Genomic DNA, 17,970 nt, shown 5'->3' with positions numbered 1-17,970 from the left:
GCCGACGCCCTGCGGCGCAGGGGGGATTTTTGAGATTCGCCGCGTCTGTGTTAACCTCATGCGATAATCAAGATCGATAAGGGAGAAGCACATAGTTCAGATCCATCCTTTTCACGCTTGGCCTAGCCTGCGCGCCGGCCGCGGTTCATGCGGCATCCGTGTTCGAGGCGACCGTGACCGATGCCGGCGGTTTCGACGTGACCGCGGCCTCCGGCTCGAGCTTTCCCGGCAATCACGCCCAGTTCACCGGCACGATATTCGGCGGCGAAGGCATCGCCATCAGCGGGGTCGAGAATTTCTCGGGCGTGCTGGCCTCGGGCGGATACATGACGTCGCTGTCCTTCGACGTCTATGAGCCGACCACGACGCAGACGCTCGAGGGCTGCAACTGGGGCTCCTGCACGGACAGCACGTTCACGCTGGAGCTCTTCAACGGCGCTGCGAGCATCGCATCGACCTCCTTCAACCCGACGGATGACGCGATCTTCAATTTCGGCCTGGCACTAGCACCCGGTCAGAAATTCGACCGCTTCGTCATCACCGAACTGAACAACACGGTCGACAACGAATTCTTCGCCAATTTCAAGGCCGACCTCGCGCCGATTCCGCTTCCGGCCACCGGATGGCTCCTGATCGCGGCCCTGGGCGGCCTGGTCCTGCGCCGCAGGATGGGCTGAGGCGCGGCGCGGCTACCGCTGCGCCCATCCCGGCTTGCGCTTCTCGAAGAAGGCGGCGATGCCCTCATGGGCCTCGCCGCCCTCCCAGCATTTCGCCAGTTCCTCCACCGTATGCCCGATCACGGCCGCGTCGATGCGCGGGCCGAGGCTGCGCAGCAGCGCCTTGGCCCGCGCCACCGCTTCGGGCGCGCAGGCCAGGTAGGGCGCGACCTCTTCCTCGACCGCCGCGTCGAGCGCGTCCGCCGGCACGGCGCGCGCCAGAAGGCCGAGCGTCACCGCCTCGGCCGCGTCGAACCGCCGGCCCGACATGAAGACCCGCCGCGCGTTCGCCTCGCCCATGCGGGCCGCGACGTAGGGGCCGATGGTGGCGGGGATCAGGCCCAGCCGGGTTTCGGTCAGCGCCATCTTGACGCCCTCGGCCCCGATCGCCGCGTCGCAGACGCTCGCCATGCCGACGCCGCCGCCGAAGGCGTTGCCGTGCAGCCGCCCGATGAGCGGTTTCGGCAGCGTGTTGAGCGCCTGCAACATATGCGCAAGCTTGGCCGCCTCGCGCGCCCTCACGTCCGGATCGGCCTCGAACTGCTCGCGCATCCAGCCAAGGTCGCCGCCCGCGCAGAAGGTCCGCCCGCGCGCGGCCAGCACCACGACGCGCACCGCGTCGTCGCCGCCAAGGCGCACCGCCGCCGCGGTCAACTCCTCGATCATCCGCGCCGACAGCGCGTTGTGCTTCTCCTCCCGGCTCAGCCAGAGCGTCGCCACGCCGCGCGCATCCGTTTCGATCTCCAATGTCTCGTACATGCTCATCCCTCCCGCATGGCGCGCGCCATCCGCGCGGCTTCGGCGATCACCTCCCGGTCGAGCCCGGTCTCGAAGCCGAGCGCCGCCAGCCGCTCGGCCACCGCGCCCGTGGCCACGTTCCCGGCGGCGCCGGGCGCGTAGGGACAGCCGCCCAGGCCCCCCACGGCAGCGTCGAACACCCGCAGCCCGCGCCCGAGCGAAACCTCGATATTCTCGAGCGCCCGCCCGGCGGTGTCGTGGAAATGCCCCGCGAGCCGATCTGCCGGCACGACCTCGAGCACCGCGTCGAGCATCGCGCCGACCCGTTCCGGCGCGCCCTGCCCCAGCGTGTCGCCAAGGCTGATCTCGTAGCAGCCGAGATCGCGCAACGCGCCCGCCACCCGCGCTGCCTGCTCCGGCGCCACCGGCCCGTCATAGGGGCAATCGGTCACGCAGGAGACGTAGCCGCGCACCGGCAGCCCGGCCGCGCGCGCCGCGCTCGCCACGGGGGCGAAACGGGCGAGGCTTTCCTCGATGCTGGCGTTGATGTTGGCGCGGCTGAACCCCTCGGAGGCGGAGCCGAAGATCGCCACCTCGTCCGCCCTCGCCGCCAGCGCGTCCTCAAGCCCGCGCATGTTCGGCGTGAGCGCGGCGTAGGACACGCCGGGCGCGCGCGTGATCCCGGCCAGCACCTCGGCGGAACTGGCCATCTGCGGCACCCATCTGGGGCTGACGAAGCTCGCGACCTCGATGCGGCGGAACCCGGCGCGCGACAGGCAGTCGATCAGCGCGATCTTGTCGGCCACGGGAATCGCGCGCGCCTCGTTCTGCAACCCGTCGCGCGGCCCGACCTCGAATATCTCGGCGCGCTCGCTCATCCGCCCCGGTCTTTCAATGTTCCAAGAATACGCAAATCCATCGCCGCCTCAATCCGCCCACGCCGGATAGAAATCCTGTTCATAGAGGCGCATCCCTCCCGGCTGCGGCAGCGCGTCCTGGAAGCTCTGCCGTTCGGTGAGACGCGCGAACCATTTCGCGGTCTCCGGAAAATCGTCGAGCTTCGCGAAATGCCGGGCCATGTAGACCGCCTGCCCGACGCAGATATCGGCCGCCGAATACCCCGCGGTCAGCAGGTAGTCGCGGTTTTCCACCGGCGTGCTCAGCCGCGCCTCGATCGCGGCGTAGCATTTCTCTAGCCGCTTCGCCTCGAGCCGCATGATGAGCGGGCTGCGCATCGAATCCTCGTAGAGCATGATGTGCTGTTGCGTCAGCGTCGCGGAATGCTGGCTCACCGTTTCGGCGAAATGCACCCAGACGAGCCACGCCATCCGATCCATGTCGCCCGGGGCGCGCCCGAGGCCGCGTTCGGGGAACCGTTCGCAGAGATACTCGACCATCGCGCCGCTTTCGAACATCCGCTCGCCCTCGATCTCGAGCGCGGGCACCCGGCCCGCGGGCGACAGGGTCAGGAACTCGGGGCTGCGCAGCGAGCGGTCGAAGGGATGCTCGACCACGCGGAACTCCGCGTCCAGCTCGTTCAGCAGCCACAACACCCGCATGGAACGGCTTTGCGGAACGTGGTGCAGGGTGATCATGTCTTCTCTCCTTGGCAGTCCTGCGGCGCCTGCGGCGGGCCGCGCCCGAACCTGCGCCGCGCGGCGCCTCTGCGCAAGCCGCCCGTCGCGTCAGTCTTCTTCTTCGAGCCGGATCAAGGCGGCGCCGGCGGCGACCTGCGCGCCCGCCTGCGCCAGCACCTCGGCCACGATCCCGTCGCGCGGGGCGAGCAGGCTGTGCTCCATCTTCATCGCTTCCAGCACGGCGAGCCGGTCGCCCGCACTCACCGCCTGTCCGGCCTCGGCATGCATCGCCTTGACCAGTCCCGGCATCGGCGCCTCGATCACCGCGCTGTCGGCGCCTGCGGCGGCGGCCCGTATCAACGGATCGACGATCCCGAATTCGATACCGTATTGCGCGAAGACCGTGACCGTGTCGCCGGTCACGGCCACCTCGGGCGCGACATGGTCGTCAAGCCGCCAGCGCCCGCCGACGCGGCGCGCCTCCACCGTGGTTTCGTCCACCGTCACGTCGCTGGCATCCGCCGAAAGCACCCGCACCCGCAGCGTGATATCCTCCTCGTCGCGGCGCAGGATCAACGTCCGCGCGGACCGCGCCCAGAGGGCGAAGCCGATGTCGCGACCCTCCGCCCCGAGCAGCCCGAGCGCCGCCAGTCCGGCCAGCGCGGTTTCCCGCGCGCCCGGCGCGGGCGTGACCACCAGCGCGTCGAGGTCGCGCGCGATGAGCCCGGTATCCACCTCGCCCGCCGCGAACCCCTCGTGCCGCGCCAGCGCGCCGAGGAAGGCGAGGTTCGTCACCGTCCCCGCAACCTGCGTCTGCGACAGCGCGGTGGCGAGCCTGCGCAGCGCCACGTCGCGCGTCGGGCCATGCGTCACCAGCTTGGCGATCATCGGATCGTAGAACGGGCTGATCTCGTCGCCCGCGCGCACGCCGGTATCGGCCCGCGCGCCCGGCGGAAAGCGCAGATGCGTCAGCGTCCCGGTCGCGGGCAGGAAGCCCTTGGGCACATCCTCGGCGTAAAGCCGCGCCTCGAAGGCGTGGCCGGTGATGGCGAGGTCCTCCTGCCGCGCGGGCAGTGCCTCGCCCGACGCCACGCGTAACTGCCACTCGACGAGGTCGACGCCGGTGATCGCCTCGGTCACGGGGTGTTCGACCTGAAGGCGCGTGTTCATCTCCATGAACCAGAACCCGTCCGCCCGCAGCCCGCCCGACCCATCGACGATGAACTCCACCGTGCCCGCGCCGGAGTATCCGATCGCCTCGGCCGCGCGCACGGCCGCCGCGCCCATCGCCGCGCGCACCTCGTCGGTCATGCCGGGCGCCGGGGCCTCCTCGATCACCTTCTGGTGGCGGCGCTGGAGCGAGCAGTCACGCTCGAACAGGTGCACCGCGTTTGCGCCGTCGCCGAAGACCTGCACCTCGATGTGTCGGGGATGCTCGATGAACTTCTCGATCAACACCGCGTCGTTGCCGAAGGCCTTCGCCGCCTCGCTGCGCGCGCTTTCGAGCGCGTCGGCGAAATCGCCCGCGCGCTCGACCAGCCGCATACCCTTGCCGCCGCCCCCCGCGACCGCCTTGATCAGCACCGGGTAGCCGATCTTTTCCGCCTGCGCGGCGAGGTGGTCGGTGGCCTGCTCCGCGCCGTGATAACCGGGCACCACCGGCACGCCGGCCTCCTCCATCAGCGCCTTGGCCGCGTCCTTCAGCCCCATCGCGCGGATCGCCTTTGCGGACGGCCCGATGAAGGTGAGGCCGGCGGCCTCCACCGCCTCGACGAAATCGGGGTTCTCGCTCAGGAAGCCGTAGCCGGGATGGATCGCCTGCGCGCCGGTGGCCTGCGCCGCCGCGATGATCGCGTCGCCGCGCAGGTAGCTGTCGGCGGGCGCCGCGCCGCCGATATGCAGCGCCTCGTCGGCCATCGCCACGTGCCGCGCATCCGCATCGACATCGGAATGCACCGCGACGCAGCGCACCCCCATCTTGCGCGCCGTGTCGATCACGCGGGCCGCGATCTCGCCCCGGTTGGCGATCAGGATCGTGTCGAACATGTCAGCCCCCGCTTCCGGTGTCGTCCAGCGCCGCGCGATGGTGCGCCGCGCTTTCCTCGGAATAGCAACAGAGGATCACGCGGCGCAGGCTGTCGCACCCTTTGAGCGCCTCGCGCAGCGCGCCCACGGCGACCCGCGCGGCGCGGTCGGGCGGGAAACCGTAGACGCCGGTCGAAATCGCCGGAAAGGCGAGGCTTTCGCAATTCAGCCCCTCGGCCTTTTCCACCGCCACGCGGTAGCAGGACGCCAGCAGCCGGTCCTTTTCGTCCTTGTCGCCGCCCCAGACCGGGCCGACGGCGTGGATGACCCATGACGCCGGCAGGTCGTGCCCGCCGGTGACCTTGGCGTCGCCCGTCTCGCACCCGTTGAGGCGCTTGCTTTCCTCCAACAGCCCCGGCCCCGCGGCACGGTGAATCGCCCCGTCGACCCCGCCGCCGCCCTTCAACTGCTTGTTGGCGGCGTTGACGATGGCGTCGACCTCCAGCGTCGTGATGTCGGCGACGATGACCTCGATTTCCGTCTTCATCCGGCCACTCCCGTCCTTGTATCGTTCCGCAAATACTCAATGAAACCGCCCAGCGTCATGCGTCGCACCAGCCCTGCCGCACCCCGCCGGCATAGGGGCGGGAAAGACCCGCCTCGATCATCCGCCGCGCGACCGGCGCGCCGTCCAGCGTCATGGTGACGAGAGCGCGCCCATAGCGGTCGGTCCCGCTGCGAACAAGGCTGACCCCGTCCGCCTGCCAGAGCATCCGCCGCAAGGCCCATGTCGCCTTGACGGCGCGCGTCCATTCGGAGGCGCAGCGCGGGCTGAACTTCTCGGGCGTGTCGAACCCCATGAGCCGCGCGCTCTCGATCCCGTGACCCGGGCAATACATACGCACCGTGTCGCCGTCGGTCACGCTCAGGACGCGGCAATCGCCTGACGCCGGCCTAGCCCCGGCAATCGCGTTGAGCGCATCCGCTCCAAGCGGCAGGATGATCAGCCCCACAACACCAAGACCGATCACCCCCTTGAGGTAGATCGTCGGATCGGCATGTCTCAGCCGGCGCAGGCGCGACGGGTTGCGCTGATCCGGCGGCGTGCCGAGATCCCAGCGCGGATGCCTCCGCGCGCCGCGCCGGAACCGTATGACGTTGTTCCGCCGCATCCCGATCACATCCGGAAGACGCCGAACCGCGTCTCCCCTATGGGCGCGTTGAGCGCCGCGCGCAGGGACAGCGCCAGCACCTCGCGCGACTTGCGCGGGTCGATCACCCCGTCGTCCCAGAGCCGCGCGGAGGCGTAGAGCGGGTGGCTCTGGCGTTCGAACATCTCCAAGGTGGGCTTCTTGAACGCTTCCTCCTCCTCGGGCGACCATTCGCCGCCCTTGCGCTCGATCGCGTCGCGCCGCACGGTGGCGAGCACCCCGGCCGCCTGTGCGCCGCCCATGACCGAGATCCGCGAATTGGGCCAGGTCCACATGAAGCGCGGTTGATAAGCCCTTCCGGCCATGCCGTAATTTCCCGCACCGAAACTGCCGCCGACAATCATCGTGACCTTGGGCACGGCGGTCGTCGCCACCGCCGTCACCATCTTGGCGCCGTGGCGCGCGATGCCTTCGGATTCGTATTTACGGCCCACCATGAAGCCGGTGATGTTCTGCAGGAACACCAGCGGCACCTTGCGCTGGCTGCACAGTTCGACGAAATGCGCGCCCTTCTGCGCGGATTCGGAAAACAACACGCCGTTATTGGCGACGATCCCGATGGGATGCCCCTCGAGATGCGCGAAACCGCAGACCAGCGTTTCGCCAAAACGCGCCTTGAACTCGTCAAAGCGGCTGCCGTCGACCAGTCGCGCGATCACCTCGCGGATGTCGTAGGGCGTGCGCAGGTCGGCGGGCACGACGCCGAGGATTTCATCAGGGTCATAGGCGGGCGGCTCGGGCGTCTCGAGGCCGGGCGTCGCGCCGGGCGCGGCCCCGAGGTGACCCACCGCGCGGCGCGCCAGCGCCAGCGCGTGCGCGTCGTCCTCCGCGAGGTAGTCGGCCACGCCCGACAGCCGCGTGTGCACGTCGCCGCCGCCCAGATCCTCTGCGCTCACCTCCTCGCCGGTGGCGGCCTTGACCAAGGGCGGGCCGGCGAGAAAGATGGTCCCCTGCTCGCGCACGATGATCGCCACGTCCGACATGGCGGGCACATAGGCGCCGCCGGCGGTGCAGGATCCCATCACCACCGCGATCTGCGCGATGCCTTTCGCGCTCATCCGGGCCTGGTTGTAGAAAATGCGGCCGAAATGATCCCGGTCGGGGAACACGTCGTCCTGGTTGGGCAGGTTGGCGCCGCCCGAATCCACCAGGTAAACGCAGGGCAGATGGCATTCCTCGGCGATCTCCTGCGCGCGCAGGTGTTTCTTGACGGTCATCGGGTAATAGGTGCCGCCCTTCACCGTGGCGTCATTGCAGACCACCATGCATTGTCGCCCCTCTATGCGGCCCACCCCCGCGATGAGCCCCGCGCCGGGGGCCGCCCCGTCATAGAGGCCATGCGCCGCCGTCGCGCCGATCTCGAGGAAAGGCGAGCCCGGATCGAGCAGCCCCGCCACCCGGTCGCGCGGCAGCATCTTGCCGCGGGCGACGTGGCGCTCGCGCGGGCCTTCGCCGCCGCCCGCCGCCGCCGCCTCGGCCGCGGCGCGCACCTGCGCAAGCGCCTCGAGATGGGCGGCGCGGTTGGCGCGGGCCGCGTCGGACCCGGCGACGTGGTTCGATGTCAGGCGCATCTCAGTTCGCCCTCATGTCGCGCAGTTCCAGCGTGCGCTGCGCCGTCATCCCAAGCTGGCAGTTCGCCGCAACGATGGTGCGGATCGACCCGCCGGCCCACCGCGAATAGGCGAGCCCGCATTCGGCGTCGCGAAAGGCGATCCAGGCCCGCTGGGCGTCGCGCAGCGCAACGGTCAGCCCCTCGCCGCCCTCGGACCGGAACATGCGGCGCACGGCCTTGTATTCCTCGTTGAGCATGGCGTCCCAGACCTGCGTTTCGGCCATGATGCATTCGGTGATGCCGATGGTGGTGTCTCCGCCTGGACGCGCCTGGCATGCGTTCGACGCGCGGCCAATGCAGTCCGGCTGCACCACGCCCAGGGGCGTCTGCGCCATGCAGGCGCGCACCGCGACCGTGTCGATCGGCGGCGCGTCCTGCGCCACCGCCGCGCCCGCCATCATCGCCAGGCCGGCCAGCCCGCTTGCAAGTCTCATGTTTCTGCCTCCTGTGCGGCGCGCGCCTTCAATTCCCGGCGGATCACCTTGCCTGTCACCGTCATCGGCAAGGTGTCGAGAAACGCGATTTCCCTTGGGTATGAATATCTTGCAAGGCGCTCTTTGACAAACTCCTGCAACTCCGTCGCGAGGTCGGGGGTCGCCCCGGCATGGGGTTTGAGCACGACATAGGCCTTCACGATCTCGGTGCGCAGCGCGTCGGGCTTGCCCACCACGGCGCAGGTGCTCACGCAATCGTGGCGCAGCAGGCAATCCTCGATCTCGCCGGGTCCGATGCGGTAGCCGCCCGAGGTGATGACATCGTCCTCGCGCCCGATGAAGCGCAGGTAATCGCCCTGCCAGACGCCCCGGTCGCCGGTCAGCATCCAGTCGCCGCGGAATTTCGCGGCGGTGGCCTCGGGCCGGTTCCAGTAGCCCAGCATCATCGCCGCCGAGCCGCGCCGGATCGCCACGTCGCCCTCGCCGTCGGTGGGCGCATCGCCCTCCAGCACGGCGATCTCGTGGCCCGGAACCGGCTTTCCGATGCAGCCCGGCGCGGGATCGAACAGCGAGGACGCCGAACTCGCCACCATGTTGCATTCGGTCTGGCCATAGAATTCATTGATGGTGAGGCCGAGCGCCGCGCGCCCCCAGTCGAGCATCTCCGCGCCGAGCGATTCACCCCCGCTCGCGACGCTTCGCAAGCCGGGGATTCGCGCATCCGCCGCCTTCAGCATCCTGAGCGCGGTGGGCGGGAAAAAGATATTGCGAACAGACGCTTCCTGCGTGATCCTGATGCATTCGTCCACGTTGAACTTGGCCATGCGCGCGGCCACCACCGGCACGCCCAGCGCAAGGCCCGGCATCAGAACGTCGAACAGCCCGCCGATCCAGGCCCAGTCCGCCGGGGTCCAGAGGCAATCGCCCTCGCGCCCGAGAAAATCATGGCTCATCTCGACGCCGGGCATGTGGCCGGTCAGAACGCGATGCGCGTGCAGCGCGCCCTTGGGGCTGCCGGTGGTGCCGCTGGTGTAGATCAGCACCGCCGGATCCTCGGGTCCGGTATCGGCGATCTCGACCGGCGTCGTATCGAGGGTTTCATCCTCCGGAACCAATGCCGTCACGCCGTCAAGCGCGGCCAGCATGCCGATCCCTTCGGCGTCGGTGACGACGATGCGCGCGCCGGCGTCCATCACCCGCGAGGTCAGCGCGTCCTGCATGAAGAGCTTGAACAAGGGGATTGAAATCGCGCCTATTTTCCAGATCGCGATATGCGCCGCCGCGCACCACTTGCCCTGGCTGCGCAACACGCCGACGCGGTCCCCGCGCGTCACGCCACGCGCCAGAAGCGCCTGCGCGATCCCGACCGAGAGCGCGCGCAGCGCGCCGAAACTCACATCCTCGCGCGCGCCGGTCAGATCGATGATCGCGAGCGCGTCGTCGGGATGGTCGAGCACCTGCCGCGCCATGTTGAGCCGCCCGGGCAGGTTCCATTCGAAACCGTCGCGGAGGGCTTCGTATGTCAGGTTCGGGTCGAGCATCTTCCGTCTCCTCACACCCCGTCAATCACGCGGGTCGGTCCCTTCTGGAAGAACCACACGCGCCGCCAGACGCATCACCCCATCGCCCCCATCAGTTCGCGCCCGATCAGCATGCGGCGGATCTCGGAGGTTCCCGCACCGATCTCCATCAGCTTGGCGTCGCGGAAAAGCCGCGCGACAGGCGCGTCGTCGAGGAAACCCGCCCCGCCCAGCGCCTGCACCGCCTGATGCGCCTGCACCATCGCCTGCTCGGAGGCGTAAAGACAGCAGGCGGCGGCGTCCTGGCGGGTGACGTCGCCGCGATCACAGGCGCGGGCGACCTCGTAAACATAGGCGCGGGCCGAGTTCATGGCGGTGTACATATCCGCGATCTTGCCCTGCATGAGCTGGAAATTCCCGATCGGCTGGCCGAACTGGCGGCGCTCGGACAGGTAGGGCATGACCTCGTCAAGGCAAGCGGCCATGATCCCGAGCCCGATGCCCGCGAGCACGACGCGCTCATAGTCGAGCCCGGACATCAGCACGCGCACGCCGCGCCCCTCCTCTCCCAGCACGTTGTCGAACGGCACCTCGACCCCGTCGAAGATCAATTCGGCGGTGTTGGACCCGCGCATCCCGAGCTTGTTGAAGTGCGGGCTGGTGGAAAAACCGGTCATGTCCTTCTCGACCAGGAAGGCGGTGATGCCCTTCGCCCTCGCGTCGGGATCGGTCTTGGCGTAGACCACCAGCGTATCGGCGTCCGGGCCGTTGGTGATCCAGTACTTGGCGCCGCTCAGGCGGTAGTGATCGTTGCGCTTCTCGGCGCGCAGCTTCATCGACACCACGTCGCTGCCCGCCCCCGCCTCGGACATGGCGAGCGCGCCGACATGCGCGCCGCTGACGAGGCCGGGCAGGTATTTCTCCTTCTGCGCCGCGCTGCCGTTCAGGCGGATCTGGTTCACGCAGAGGTTGGAATGCGCGCCATAGCTGAGCGAGACCGACGCGCTGGCGCGCGCGATTTCCTCGGTTGCGATCACATGGGCGAGGTAGGTCATGCCCGCGCCGCCGTATTCCTCGGGCACGGTGATGCCGAGCAGGCCCAGCTCGCCCATCTCGCGCCAGAGCTCGGACGGGAAGATATTGTCGCGGTCGATCTGCGCGGCCATCGGCCTTACCCGCTCCTGCGCCCAGCGGTGGACCATGTGGCGCAGCGCGTTCACGTCCTCGCCCAGATCGAACTGCATGGCGGCGTTGAACATCGGTCTCCCCCCCGGCGTAGATTTATTGAACGCTCGTTCATTTATAGCGCGCGGCCCGCAGCCCGGTCAATCCCCGCGATCGCGCGCCAGACGCGGAACCCGCGCGCACCGGCGGACGTTCCCGCCCCGACCCCAAGGGACACATCAACCGGAAGGAAACCCGATGTCCGACGATCTTGCCACCGAATTCTGGAAACGCGCCGGGAAAGTCACCGCCGGCATGCTCTCGGCGAGCGGCGCGCCGCCGCGGCCAATGGCCCATCAGACCCGCGACGGCGACCAGGCGCTGTGGTTCATCACCGCGAACGGCACCGACATCGCCGACGCCGCCGCCGAGGGCGCGCGCGCCCAGCACATCATCGCCTGCGGGCACGGGCATCTCTACGCCGCCATCGACGGCACGCTCAGCGTCGAGCACAGCAAGCCGGTTCTCGACGACATCTGGTCGCCGCTGGCCGCCGCCTGGTTCGACGAGGGGCGCGAGGACCGGGATGTCTGCCTCGTCCGGTTCACCCCGTCGCAGGCCGAGGTCTGGACCACCGACGGCGCGGCGAAGACGCTGTTCGAGATGACCCGCGCCTCGGTCGCGAACGAGAGGCCCGACGTGGGCGCGCACGGGCATCTGCGGTTCTGATGCGGGGGCTGGTTGCAACGCTCGGGGCGGCGGCGCTTTTGCTGGCGCCCCGGCCCGCGCCCGCCGAACAGGTCGGCGAAATCGGCGTCGACTGGGCTGGCAACGACATCGTCATCGAAGCGGTGCGCGATCCCAAGGTCAGCGGCGTCACCTGCCACCTCGCCTATTTCGAGCGCGGGCTGATCGACCGGCTGGCCAAGGGCAACTGGTTCGAGGATCCCTCGAACAGCGCCATCGAATGCCAGCAGACCGGCCCGATCAGCTTGGGTGATATCGACCGCTCGGAGGATGGCGAGGACGTGTTCCGCGCCAGCCGCTCGATCATTCTCAAGACGCTGCGGGTGAAGCGCATCTACGACGAGGCGAACCGCACGCTGATCTACGTTTCGCACGCGCGGGAACTGACCGAAGGTTCGGCCAAGGTGTCGATCTCGACCGTTCCGGTGCCCCTTCCGGCGGGCGAGGGGAAATAGGCGCTACCCCTGCCCCGCCTGCCAGACCGCGCCGACCTCGGCGCGGATGATGCGCGCGATCAACGCGCAATCCTCAAGGGTGAAGGTCAACGGCAGACGCATATCCAGGATGCCGCGCAGGACGCGGTCGGTCGCCGGCATCGGCGCAGCGGGGGCATAGCGCCACGAATCATAGCGGCTGGTAAAGCCCACCGGCTCCGCCCCGCCGAACCACTTGAGCTCGACCCCGCGCTTCGCGCAGCGCGCCAGGACGTCATTGATCGCCGCGTCGCTCCAGTCCAGAAGCAGAAACTGGATGGAGGAGCCGACGAACCGCTCCGCTTCGGGCCGTTCCACGATTGTCAGCCCCGGCGCGCCGCGCAAGCCCTCCTCGACCACCGCGTAGCGCGCGTTCCACGCCGCGCATTGCGCGTCAATCCGGGCCAGTTGCGGGCGCAGGATCGCGGCGCGTAAATGGTCCATCCGCCCCGAGACGTTCGGAGTGACGTATTTCACCCGCTCGAACGCCTGCTCGGGCGGCCGCGTGCCGTTGCGGCCATAAAGCATGTAGGAGCCCGACAGGATCGTGGCGCGGGCCATCACCTCATCGTCGTCGGTGATGAGAAACCCGCCCTCGCCCGAATTCATGTGCTTGTAGGTCTGCGTCGAATAGCAGCCGATCAGCCCGTCGCGCCCCGAAAGCCGCCCGCGCCATGTCGCCCCCATCGTGTGCGCGCAATCCTCGATCACGGTGACGCCCGCCGCCCGGCAGATCTGCAAGAGCCGGTCCATGTCCGCGATATGCCCGCGCATGTGGCTCAGCAGCAGCACCCGCGCCTGCCCCGCCTTGGCCTCGAGCTCGTCGAGGTCGATGGTCAGCGCCTCGGTCACGCCGACGAATACCGGCGTCGCGCCGACGCTTGCGATGGCCCCCGGCACGGGGGCAAGCGTGAAGGCGTTGGTCAGCACCGGCTCACCCGGCTCGACCCCCACCGCGCGCAGCGCCGTGGCCAGCGCATAGCCCCCCGACGCCACCGCCAGCGCGTATTTCGCCCCCGTCCAGGCGGCGAATTCACGCTCGAGCAGGGATGTCTCGCCCGGCTCATCGGGGGCGAGGTTGTAGCGGTGCAGCCGCCCCGAGCGCATGACTTTGAGCGCGGCTTTGACGCCCTCTTCGGGGATCGGCTCCTGCTGGGTGAAGCTGCCGGTGAAGATATCGCTCATCCGATCAACCCCCGCACGACGCCGGGAAGCTCGTCGTAATGGGCGATCATCGCCTCGGGCTCGAACGCCGCCACATCGTCGCCGTCCGGACCAAAGCGCACCAGCACCGACGGCATCCCCGCCGCGCGCGACGTGTCGCGGTCGGTGATCGTGTCCCCCACCAGGAGCGCGCGCGCCGGATCGCCGCCCGCGCGGCGCACCGCCTCTCGCAGCGGTTCGGGGTCGGGCTTGCGCACGGGCAGCGTGTCCGCGCCGATCAGCGCGGCGAAAGCGTCGAGCGCGCCCAGCCGCTCCATCAGGAGCCGCGCCAGCCGCTCGGGCTTGTTGGTGCAGATGGCGACCCGGTAGCCCGCGTCGCTCAGCGCCGCGACCGTCTCCATCGCCTGCGGGTAGAACACCGTGTGCGTGTCGATGGCCTGCTCGTAGGCTTCGAGCAACACCGGGTAATAATGGTCGAGCACCATCGCATCCGCGTCCCGGCCCAGCCGGGTGAGCCCAAGGCTCAGCATCGCGCGCCCGCCGCGCAGCGCGGTGCCCGCGTCCTGCGCCACGTCAAGCTGATCGCCCACGCCCATCTGGCGAAAGCAGGCGTTCGCCGCGGCGATGAGATCGCCGCTGGTGTCCGCCAACGTCCCGTCGAGATCGAAAACAACCGTCCGCATGGTCCGGCCTCCCTTCCTGCCCCGTTCCGGGCGCCTTTCCGCGCAAGGCTGACACATTCGGCAACACGGATTGATGAGCCCGCGCCTTGCACAACTCCCCCCAGCAGATAAAACGGGCGCGAATTGAAGGCAAAGGGAATCCCGATGGCGACGGCCCTCATCATCCTTGCCGCGGGCAAGGGCACACGGATGAAATCCGACCTGCCCAAGGTGCTGCACCCGATCGGGGGGGCGCCGATGCTGGGCCATGCGATGCGCGCGGGCCAGGCGCTGACCCCGGACCAAACGGTGATCGTCGCCGGCCACGGGGCCGAGGCCGTCGCCGCCGCCGCGCGGGCGCATGACGCCAACGCGCAGGTCGTCCTGCAATCCGAACAGCTCGGCACCGCGCACGCGGTCGCACAGGCCGCGCCCGCGCTGGCCGGACATGACGGCGACGCGATCGTGCTTTACGGCGACACGCCCTTCATCCGCCCCGAAACGCTGCGCCGCATGCTGGCCGCGCGGCAGGATCACGACCTCGTCGTGCTGGGCTTCGACACCGCCGATCCGGGCCGCTACGGGCGGTTGGTGATGGAGGGCGAGCGGCTCGAGCGGATCGTCGAGTTCAAGGACGCGACCGAGGCCGAGCGCGCCATCGGTTTCTGCAACAGCGGCGTAATCGCGGCCCGCACCGAAACGCTGTTCGAACTGATCGCGGCGGTCGGCAACGACAACGCGGCGGGCGAATATTATCTCACCGACATCGTCGCCATCGCGCGCGCGCGCGGCCTCGGCGCCACCGCCGTCGCCTGCGAGGAATCCGAGACGCTCGGCGTCAACTCTCGCGCCGAACTGGTGCAGGCCGAGGCGCTGTTCCAGGACCGCATGCGGGCCGCGATGATGGAGGGCGGCGCGATCCTCGTCGCGCCCGAGACCGTCCATTTCGCCCATGACACGCAGATCGCGCCCGACGCGCAGGTCGAGCAGAACGTCGTCTTCGCCCCCGGCGTCACGGTCGGCGCGCGCGCGCGGATCCGCGCGTTTTCGCATCTCGAGGGCTGCGAGGTCGCCGCCGGCGCCGTCGTCGGCCCCTATGCCCGTCTGCGCCCCGGCACGAAACTGGCCGAGGACGCGCGCATCGGCAATTTCGTCGAGGTCAAGAACGCCGTGGTGGCGGCCGGCGCGAAGGTGAACCACCTCAGCTATATCGGCGACGCGGAGCTGGGCGCGGGCAGCAACGTGGGCGCGGGGACCGTCACCTGCAATTATGACGGCGTGTCCAAGCACCGCACGCGGATCGGCGCGCGGGTCTTCATCGGCTCGGACACGATGCTCGTGGCGCCCGTCACGGTCGGCGACGACGCAATGACGGCATCGGGATCGGTCATCACCGAGAACGTGCCGCAGGGCGCGCTGGCGCTTGGCCGGGCGCGGCAGGTGAACAAGCCGGGGCTCGCCGTCAAATTGTTCGAAATGTTAAAACTGAATAAGAGAAAACGCGATAGAGAGGCCGAATAATGTGCGGAATTGTAGGGGTTCTGGGTCAGCACGAAGCCGCCCCCATCCTTGTCGAGGCGCTCAAGCGGCTGGAATATCGCGGCTATGACAGCGCCGGGATCGCCACGCTCCAGGACGGCGCGCTCGACCGGCGCCGCGCCGTGGGCAAGCTGGTCAATCTCAGCGACCTGCTGGTGCATCAACCGCTGGCCGGCAAATCCGGCATCGGGCACACCCGCTGGGCGACGCACGGCGCGCCGACGCTCAACAACACGCACCCGCATCGCGCGGGGCGGGTGGCGGTCGTGCATAACGGCATCATCGAGAACTATCGCGCCTTGCGCGAGGAACTGGCCCGCGCGGGCGTCGCCCACCAGACCGAAACGGATACCGAAACCGTCGCGCTCATGGCGCAGCACCTGATCGACGGCGGCGCGTCGCCACAGGAGGCGGCGCAGCAGACCATCGCCAAGCTCGAAGGCGCCTATGCGCTCTGCTTCCTGTTCGAGGGCGAGTCCGATTTGCTGATCGCCGCGCGCAAGGGCAGCCCGCTGGCCGTCGGGCATGGCGAGGGCGAGATGTATGTCGGCTCGGACGCGATCGCGCTGGCGCCGCTCACCGACCGGATCACCTATCTCGAGGAGGGCGATTGCGCCATCGTCACGCGGCAGTCGCTGAGTATCCTCGACGCGGACGGCGCGCCCGTCACCCGCGAGATGAAGACGATCCGCATCTCCAACGCGCGCGTCGACAAGGCCGGCCACCGGCATTTCATGTCAAAGGAAATCGCCGAGCAGCCCACCGTCATCAGCGAGGCCATCGCGAACTATGTCTCGGAGGAGGCGCGCAGCATCCGCCTGCCCGGCGAGGGCATCGATTTTCGCGCGCTCAATCGCCTGACCATGGTCGCCTGCGGCACCGCCTATTACGCCTGCGTGACCGCGAAATACTGGTTCGAACAACTGGCCGGCATGCCGGTCGAGGTCGATATCGCCTCGGAATTCCGCTACCGCCAGCCGCCGGTGACCGAAGGCACCGCCGCGCTGTTCGTCAGCCAGTCGGGCGAAACCGCCGACACGCTCGCCGCGCTGCGCTATTGCGCGGGCAAGGCGGACCGGATCCTGTCTGTGGTCAACGTCGCCGAAAGCTCGATCGCGCGCGAAAGCGACCTGGCCCTGCCGATCCATGCCGGCGCCGAGATCGGCGTCGCCTCGACCAAGGCGTTCACCTGCCAGCTCACCGTGCTGCTGCTGCTGGCGCTGAAGGCAGCGCATGCGCGCGGGCGCTTGGACGACGACGCGTTGGCCGAGCGCCTCCTGACGCTGCGCGGTCTGCCCGCCGCGCTGAACCAGGCGATGAGCATCGAGAGTTCGGTCGAAACTGTCGCGCAGCGCATCGCCAATGCGAATGACGTGCTTTTCCTCGGGCGCGGCATGATGTTTCCGCTCGCGCTCGAAGGTGCGTTGAAGCTCAAGGAAATCAGCTATATTCACGCCGAAGCCTATGCATCCGGAGAACTCAAGCACGGCCCCATTGCGCTCATCGACGAAAAGATGCCGGTGGTGGTGATGGCCCCGAGCGACGCGCTCTTCGACAAGACGGTATCGAACATGCAGGAAGTCATGGCGCGCGACGGAAAGATCATCCTGATCACCGACCAGGCCGGCGCGGCGGCGGCGGGCGACGGGGTCTGGCAGACCATCCTCATGCCCGACGTGAACCCGATGCTCGCGCCGATCCTCTACGCGGTGCCGGCGCAGATGCTCGCCTATCACGCGGCGGTGGCGAGAGGCACGGACGTGGATCAGCCGCGCAACCTCGCCAAGTCGGTGACGGTCGAATAGGCGGCGGTCAAGAGCCCAGCCGGAACACGCGCACCTCGGGCAACCCGGCAAGCGGCGCGCCGATCAGCCGCATCGCCGCCAGCGACATCTGGCTGCCCCCCGTGGCCGGCCCGTCGAGCGGGATCAGATCGACCTCGGCCGACTGGCCGGTTTCAGGGTATTCCACGCGGCCCCTGGCGGGCGCCTTCACCAGCGGCGTCTTGAGCCAGAACCCCGGCTCGGACGGCGCGCCCAACGAGGCGATGGTGACGCCCAGCGCGCGGCCCCCCGACGCCCCCGCCGCCGCGGCCTTCTCGGCCTCGGACGTGGTGTCGAGGCTGTCGGCCGTGCGCGCCCCGCCCGCGCCGAGGACGCTGCGCGCCTCGGGACGGGCCTGCGGGCGCTGCGTTTCGGCGTCCGGCGCGGCGGCCTGGGGCGCAGCGGTGGGCGCGGGCCGTTTGCGGAACAGGTCGCCCAGTCCGCCGTCGGCGCAGCCCGCGACGAGCGCGGCGGCGCTCAACATGATGCAAATCCGTTTCATTCCCCAAATCTAGGGCGCGCCCCCGCCCCCGGCAATCCCAAGATCGGCCTTGCCCCGCCCCCG

18 protein-coding genes are annotated in these 17,970 nt (G+C 69.1%); 5 read left to right on the top strand and 13 right to left on the bottom strand.

Going from position 1 to position 17,970, the window contains the following annotated elements; all coding sequences use genetic code 11:
* Positions 1-158: 158 nt before the first annotated feature.
* On the top strand, positions 159-677 hold the full coding sequence (locus tag D6850_RS09040) for a VPLPA-CTERM sorting domain-containing protein (RefSeq protein WP_121166022.1): 519 nt from the start codon (positions 159-161) through the stop codon (positions 675-677).
* A gap of 12 nt (positions 678-689) precedes the next feature.
* Here the strand turns inward: D6850_RS09040 and D6850_RS09035 are convergent, their stop codons facing one another.
* The 10 genes from D6850_RS09035 to D6850_RS08990 all read right to left on the bottom strand — a co-directional run bounded on the left by D6850_RS09035 (position 690) and on the right by D6850_RS08990 (position 11,092).
* A complete protein-coding gene (locus D6850_RS09035) occupies positions 690-1,475 on the bottom strand; it encodes a crotonase/enoyl-CoA hydratase family protein (RefSeq protein WP_121166020.1) in 786 nt (261 codons plus the stop codon).
* A gap of 2 nt (positions 1,476-1,477) precedes the next feature.
* Positions 1,478-2,332: a hydroxymethylglutaryl-CoA lyase gene (locus tag D6850_RS09030; protein ID WP_121166018.1), complete on the bottom strand. Its 855-nt coding sequence runs from the start codon at positions 2,330-2,332 to the stop codon at positions 1,478-1,480.
* A 48-nt stretch (positions 2,333-2,380) separates the two neighbouring features.
* Positions 2,381-3,049, bottom strand: a complete 669-nt coding sequence (locus tag D6850_RS09025) for a glutathione S-transferase family protein (RefSeq protein WP_121166016.1) — start codon at positions 3,047-3,049, stop codon at positions 2,381-2,383.
* A gap of 90 nt (positions 3,050-3,139) precedes the next feature.
* Entirely contained in the window at positions 3,140-5,077 is a 1,938-nt protein-coding gene (locus tag D6850_RS09020; RefSeq protein ID WP_121166014.1) for an ATP-binding protein, read from the bottom strand.
* Between the two features lies 1 nt (position 5,078).
* Positions 5,079-5,603, bottom strand: coding sequence for an O-acetyl-ADP-ribose deacetylase (locus D6850_RS09015; RefSeq protein ID WP_121166012.1), 525 nt, complete (start codon positions 5,601-5,603; stop codon positions 5,079-5,081).
* Positions 5,604-5,658: 55 nt separating this feature from the next.
* A complete protein-coding gene (locus D6850_RS09010; protein WP_147438882.1) occupies positions 5,659-6,228 on the bottom strand; it encodes a thermonuclease family protein in 570 nt (189 codons plus the stop codon).
* A 5-nt stretch (positions 6,229-6,233) separates the two neighbouring features.
* A complete protein-coding gene (locus tag D6850_RS09005; protein ID WP_121166008.1) occupies positions 6,234-7,838 on the bottom strand; it encodes a carboxyl transferase domain-containing protein in 1,605 nt (534 codons plus the stop codon).
* Position 7,839: 1 nt separating this feature from the next.
* Positions 7,840-8,313, bottom strand: a complete 474-nt coding sequence (locus tag D6850_RS09000) for a lysozyme inhibitor LprI family protein (protein WP_121166006.1) — start codon at positions 8,311-8,313, stop codon at positions 7,840-7,842.
* A complete protein-coding gene (locus D6850_RS08995; RefSeq protein WP_121166004.1) occupies positions 8,310-9,854 on the bottom strand; it encodes an AMP-binding protein in 1,545 nt (514 codons plus the stop codon). Before D6850_RS08995 ends, D6850_RS09000 begins: the two co-directional genes overlap by 4 nt.
* Before the next feature lie 74 nt (positions 9,855-9,928).
* The gene (locus tag D6850_RS08990; RefSeq protein WP_121166002.1) at positions 9,929-11,092 is read right to left on the bottom strand and encodes an isovaleryl-CoA dehydrogenase; all 1,164 of its coding nucleotides are present in this window, start codon (positions 11,090-11,092) and stop codon (positions 9,929-9,931) included.
* A 163-nt stretch (positions 11,093-11,255) separates the two neighbouring features.
* Between D6850_RS08990 and D6850_RS08985 the strand changes: the two genes are divergently transcribed.
* Together D6850_RS08985 and D6850_RS08980 are read left to right on the top strand one after the other, a co-directional pair.
* Complete coding sequence (locus D6850_RS08985; protein WP_166434028.1) at positions 11,256-11,726, top strand: pyridoxamine 5'-phosphate oxidase family protein; 471 nt, start codon at positions 11,256-11,258, stop codon at positions 11,724-11,726.
* Complete coding sequence (locus D6850_RS08980) at positions 11,726-12,199, top strand: CreA family protein (protein WP_121166000.1); 474 nt, start codon at positions 11,726-11,728, stop codon at positions 12,197-12,199. Before D6850_RS08985 ends, D6850_RS08980 begins: the two co-directional genes overlap by 1 nt.
* Positions 12,200-12,202: 3 nt before the next feature.
* Here D6850_RS08980 and D6850_RS08975 read toward each other — a convergent pair whose 3' ends face one another.
* Together D6850_RS08975 and D6850_RS08970 are read right to left on the bottom strand one after the other, a co-directional pair.
* On the bottom strand, positions 12,203-13,402 hold the full coding sequence (locus tag D6850_RS08975) for a DegT/DnrJ/EryC1/StrS family aminotransferase (RefSeq protein WP_121165998.1): 1,200 nt from the start codon (positions 13,400-13,402) through the stop codon (positions 12,203-12,205).
* Positions 13,399-14,064 (bottom strand): HAD-IA family hydrolase, encoded by a 666-nt coding sequence (locus D6850_RS08970; protein WP_121165996.1) that lies wholly within the window; start codon positions 14,062-14,064, stop codon positions 13,399-13,401. The genes D6850_RS08975 and D6850_RS08970 overlap by 4 nt, the downstream gene beginning before the upstream one ends.
* A gap of 144 nt (positions 14,065-14,208) precedes the next feature.
* On the opposite strand from D6850_RS08970, the gene glmU reads away from it, so the two are divergent.
* Positions 14,209-15,564 (top strand): bifunctional UDP-N-acetylglucosamine diphosphorylase/glucosamine-1-phosphate N-acetyltransferase GlmU, encoded by a 1,356-nt coding sequence (gene glmU / locus D6850_RS08965; protein WP_121165994.1) that lies wholly within the window; start codon positions 14,209-14,211, stop codon positions 15,562-15,564.
* Positions 15,564-17,387, top strand: coding sequence for a glutamine--fructose-6-phosphate transaminase (isomerizing) (gene glmS, locus D6850_RS08960; protein WP_121165992.1), 1,824 nt, complete (start codon positions 15,564-15,566; stop codon positions 17,385-17,387). Before glmU ends, glmS begins: the two co-directional genes overlap by 1 nt.
* A gap of 7 nt (positions 17,388-17,394) precedes the next feature.
* On the opposite strand, the gene D6850_RS08955 is transcribed toward glmS, so the two are convergent.
* Complete coding sequence (locus tag D6850_RS08955) at positions 17,395-17,907, bottom strand: hypothetical protein (RefSeq protein WP_121165990.1); 513 nt, start codon at positions 17,905-17,907, stop codon at positions 17,395-17,397.
* Positions 17,908-17,970 lie beyond the last annotated feature (63 nt).

It is taken from the genome of Roseovarius spongiae, from assembly GCF_003651245.1.
Lineage (GTDB): Bacteria > Pseudomonadota > Alphaproteobacteria > Rhodobacterales > Rhodobacteraceae > Roseovarius > Roseovarius spongiae.
Note: the sequence above shows the minus strand (reverse complement) of the source record. Positions and strands in the feature narration are given on the sequence as shown.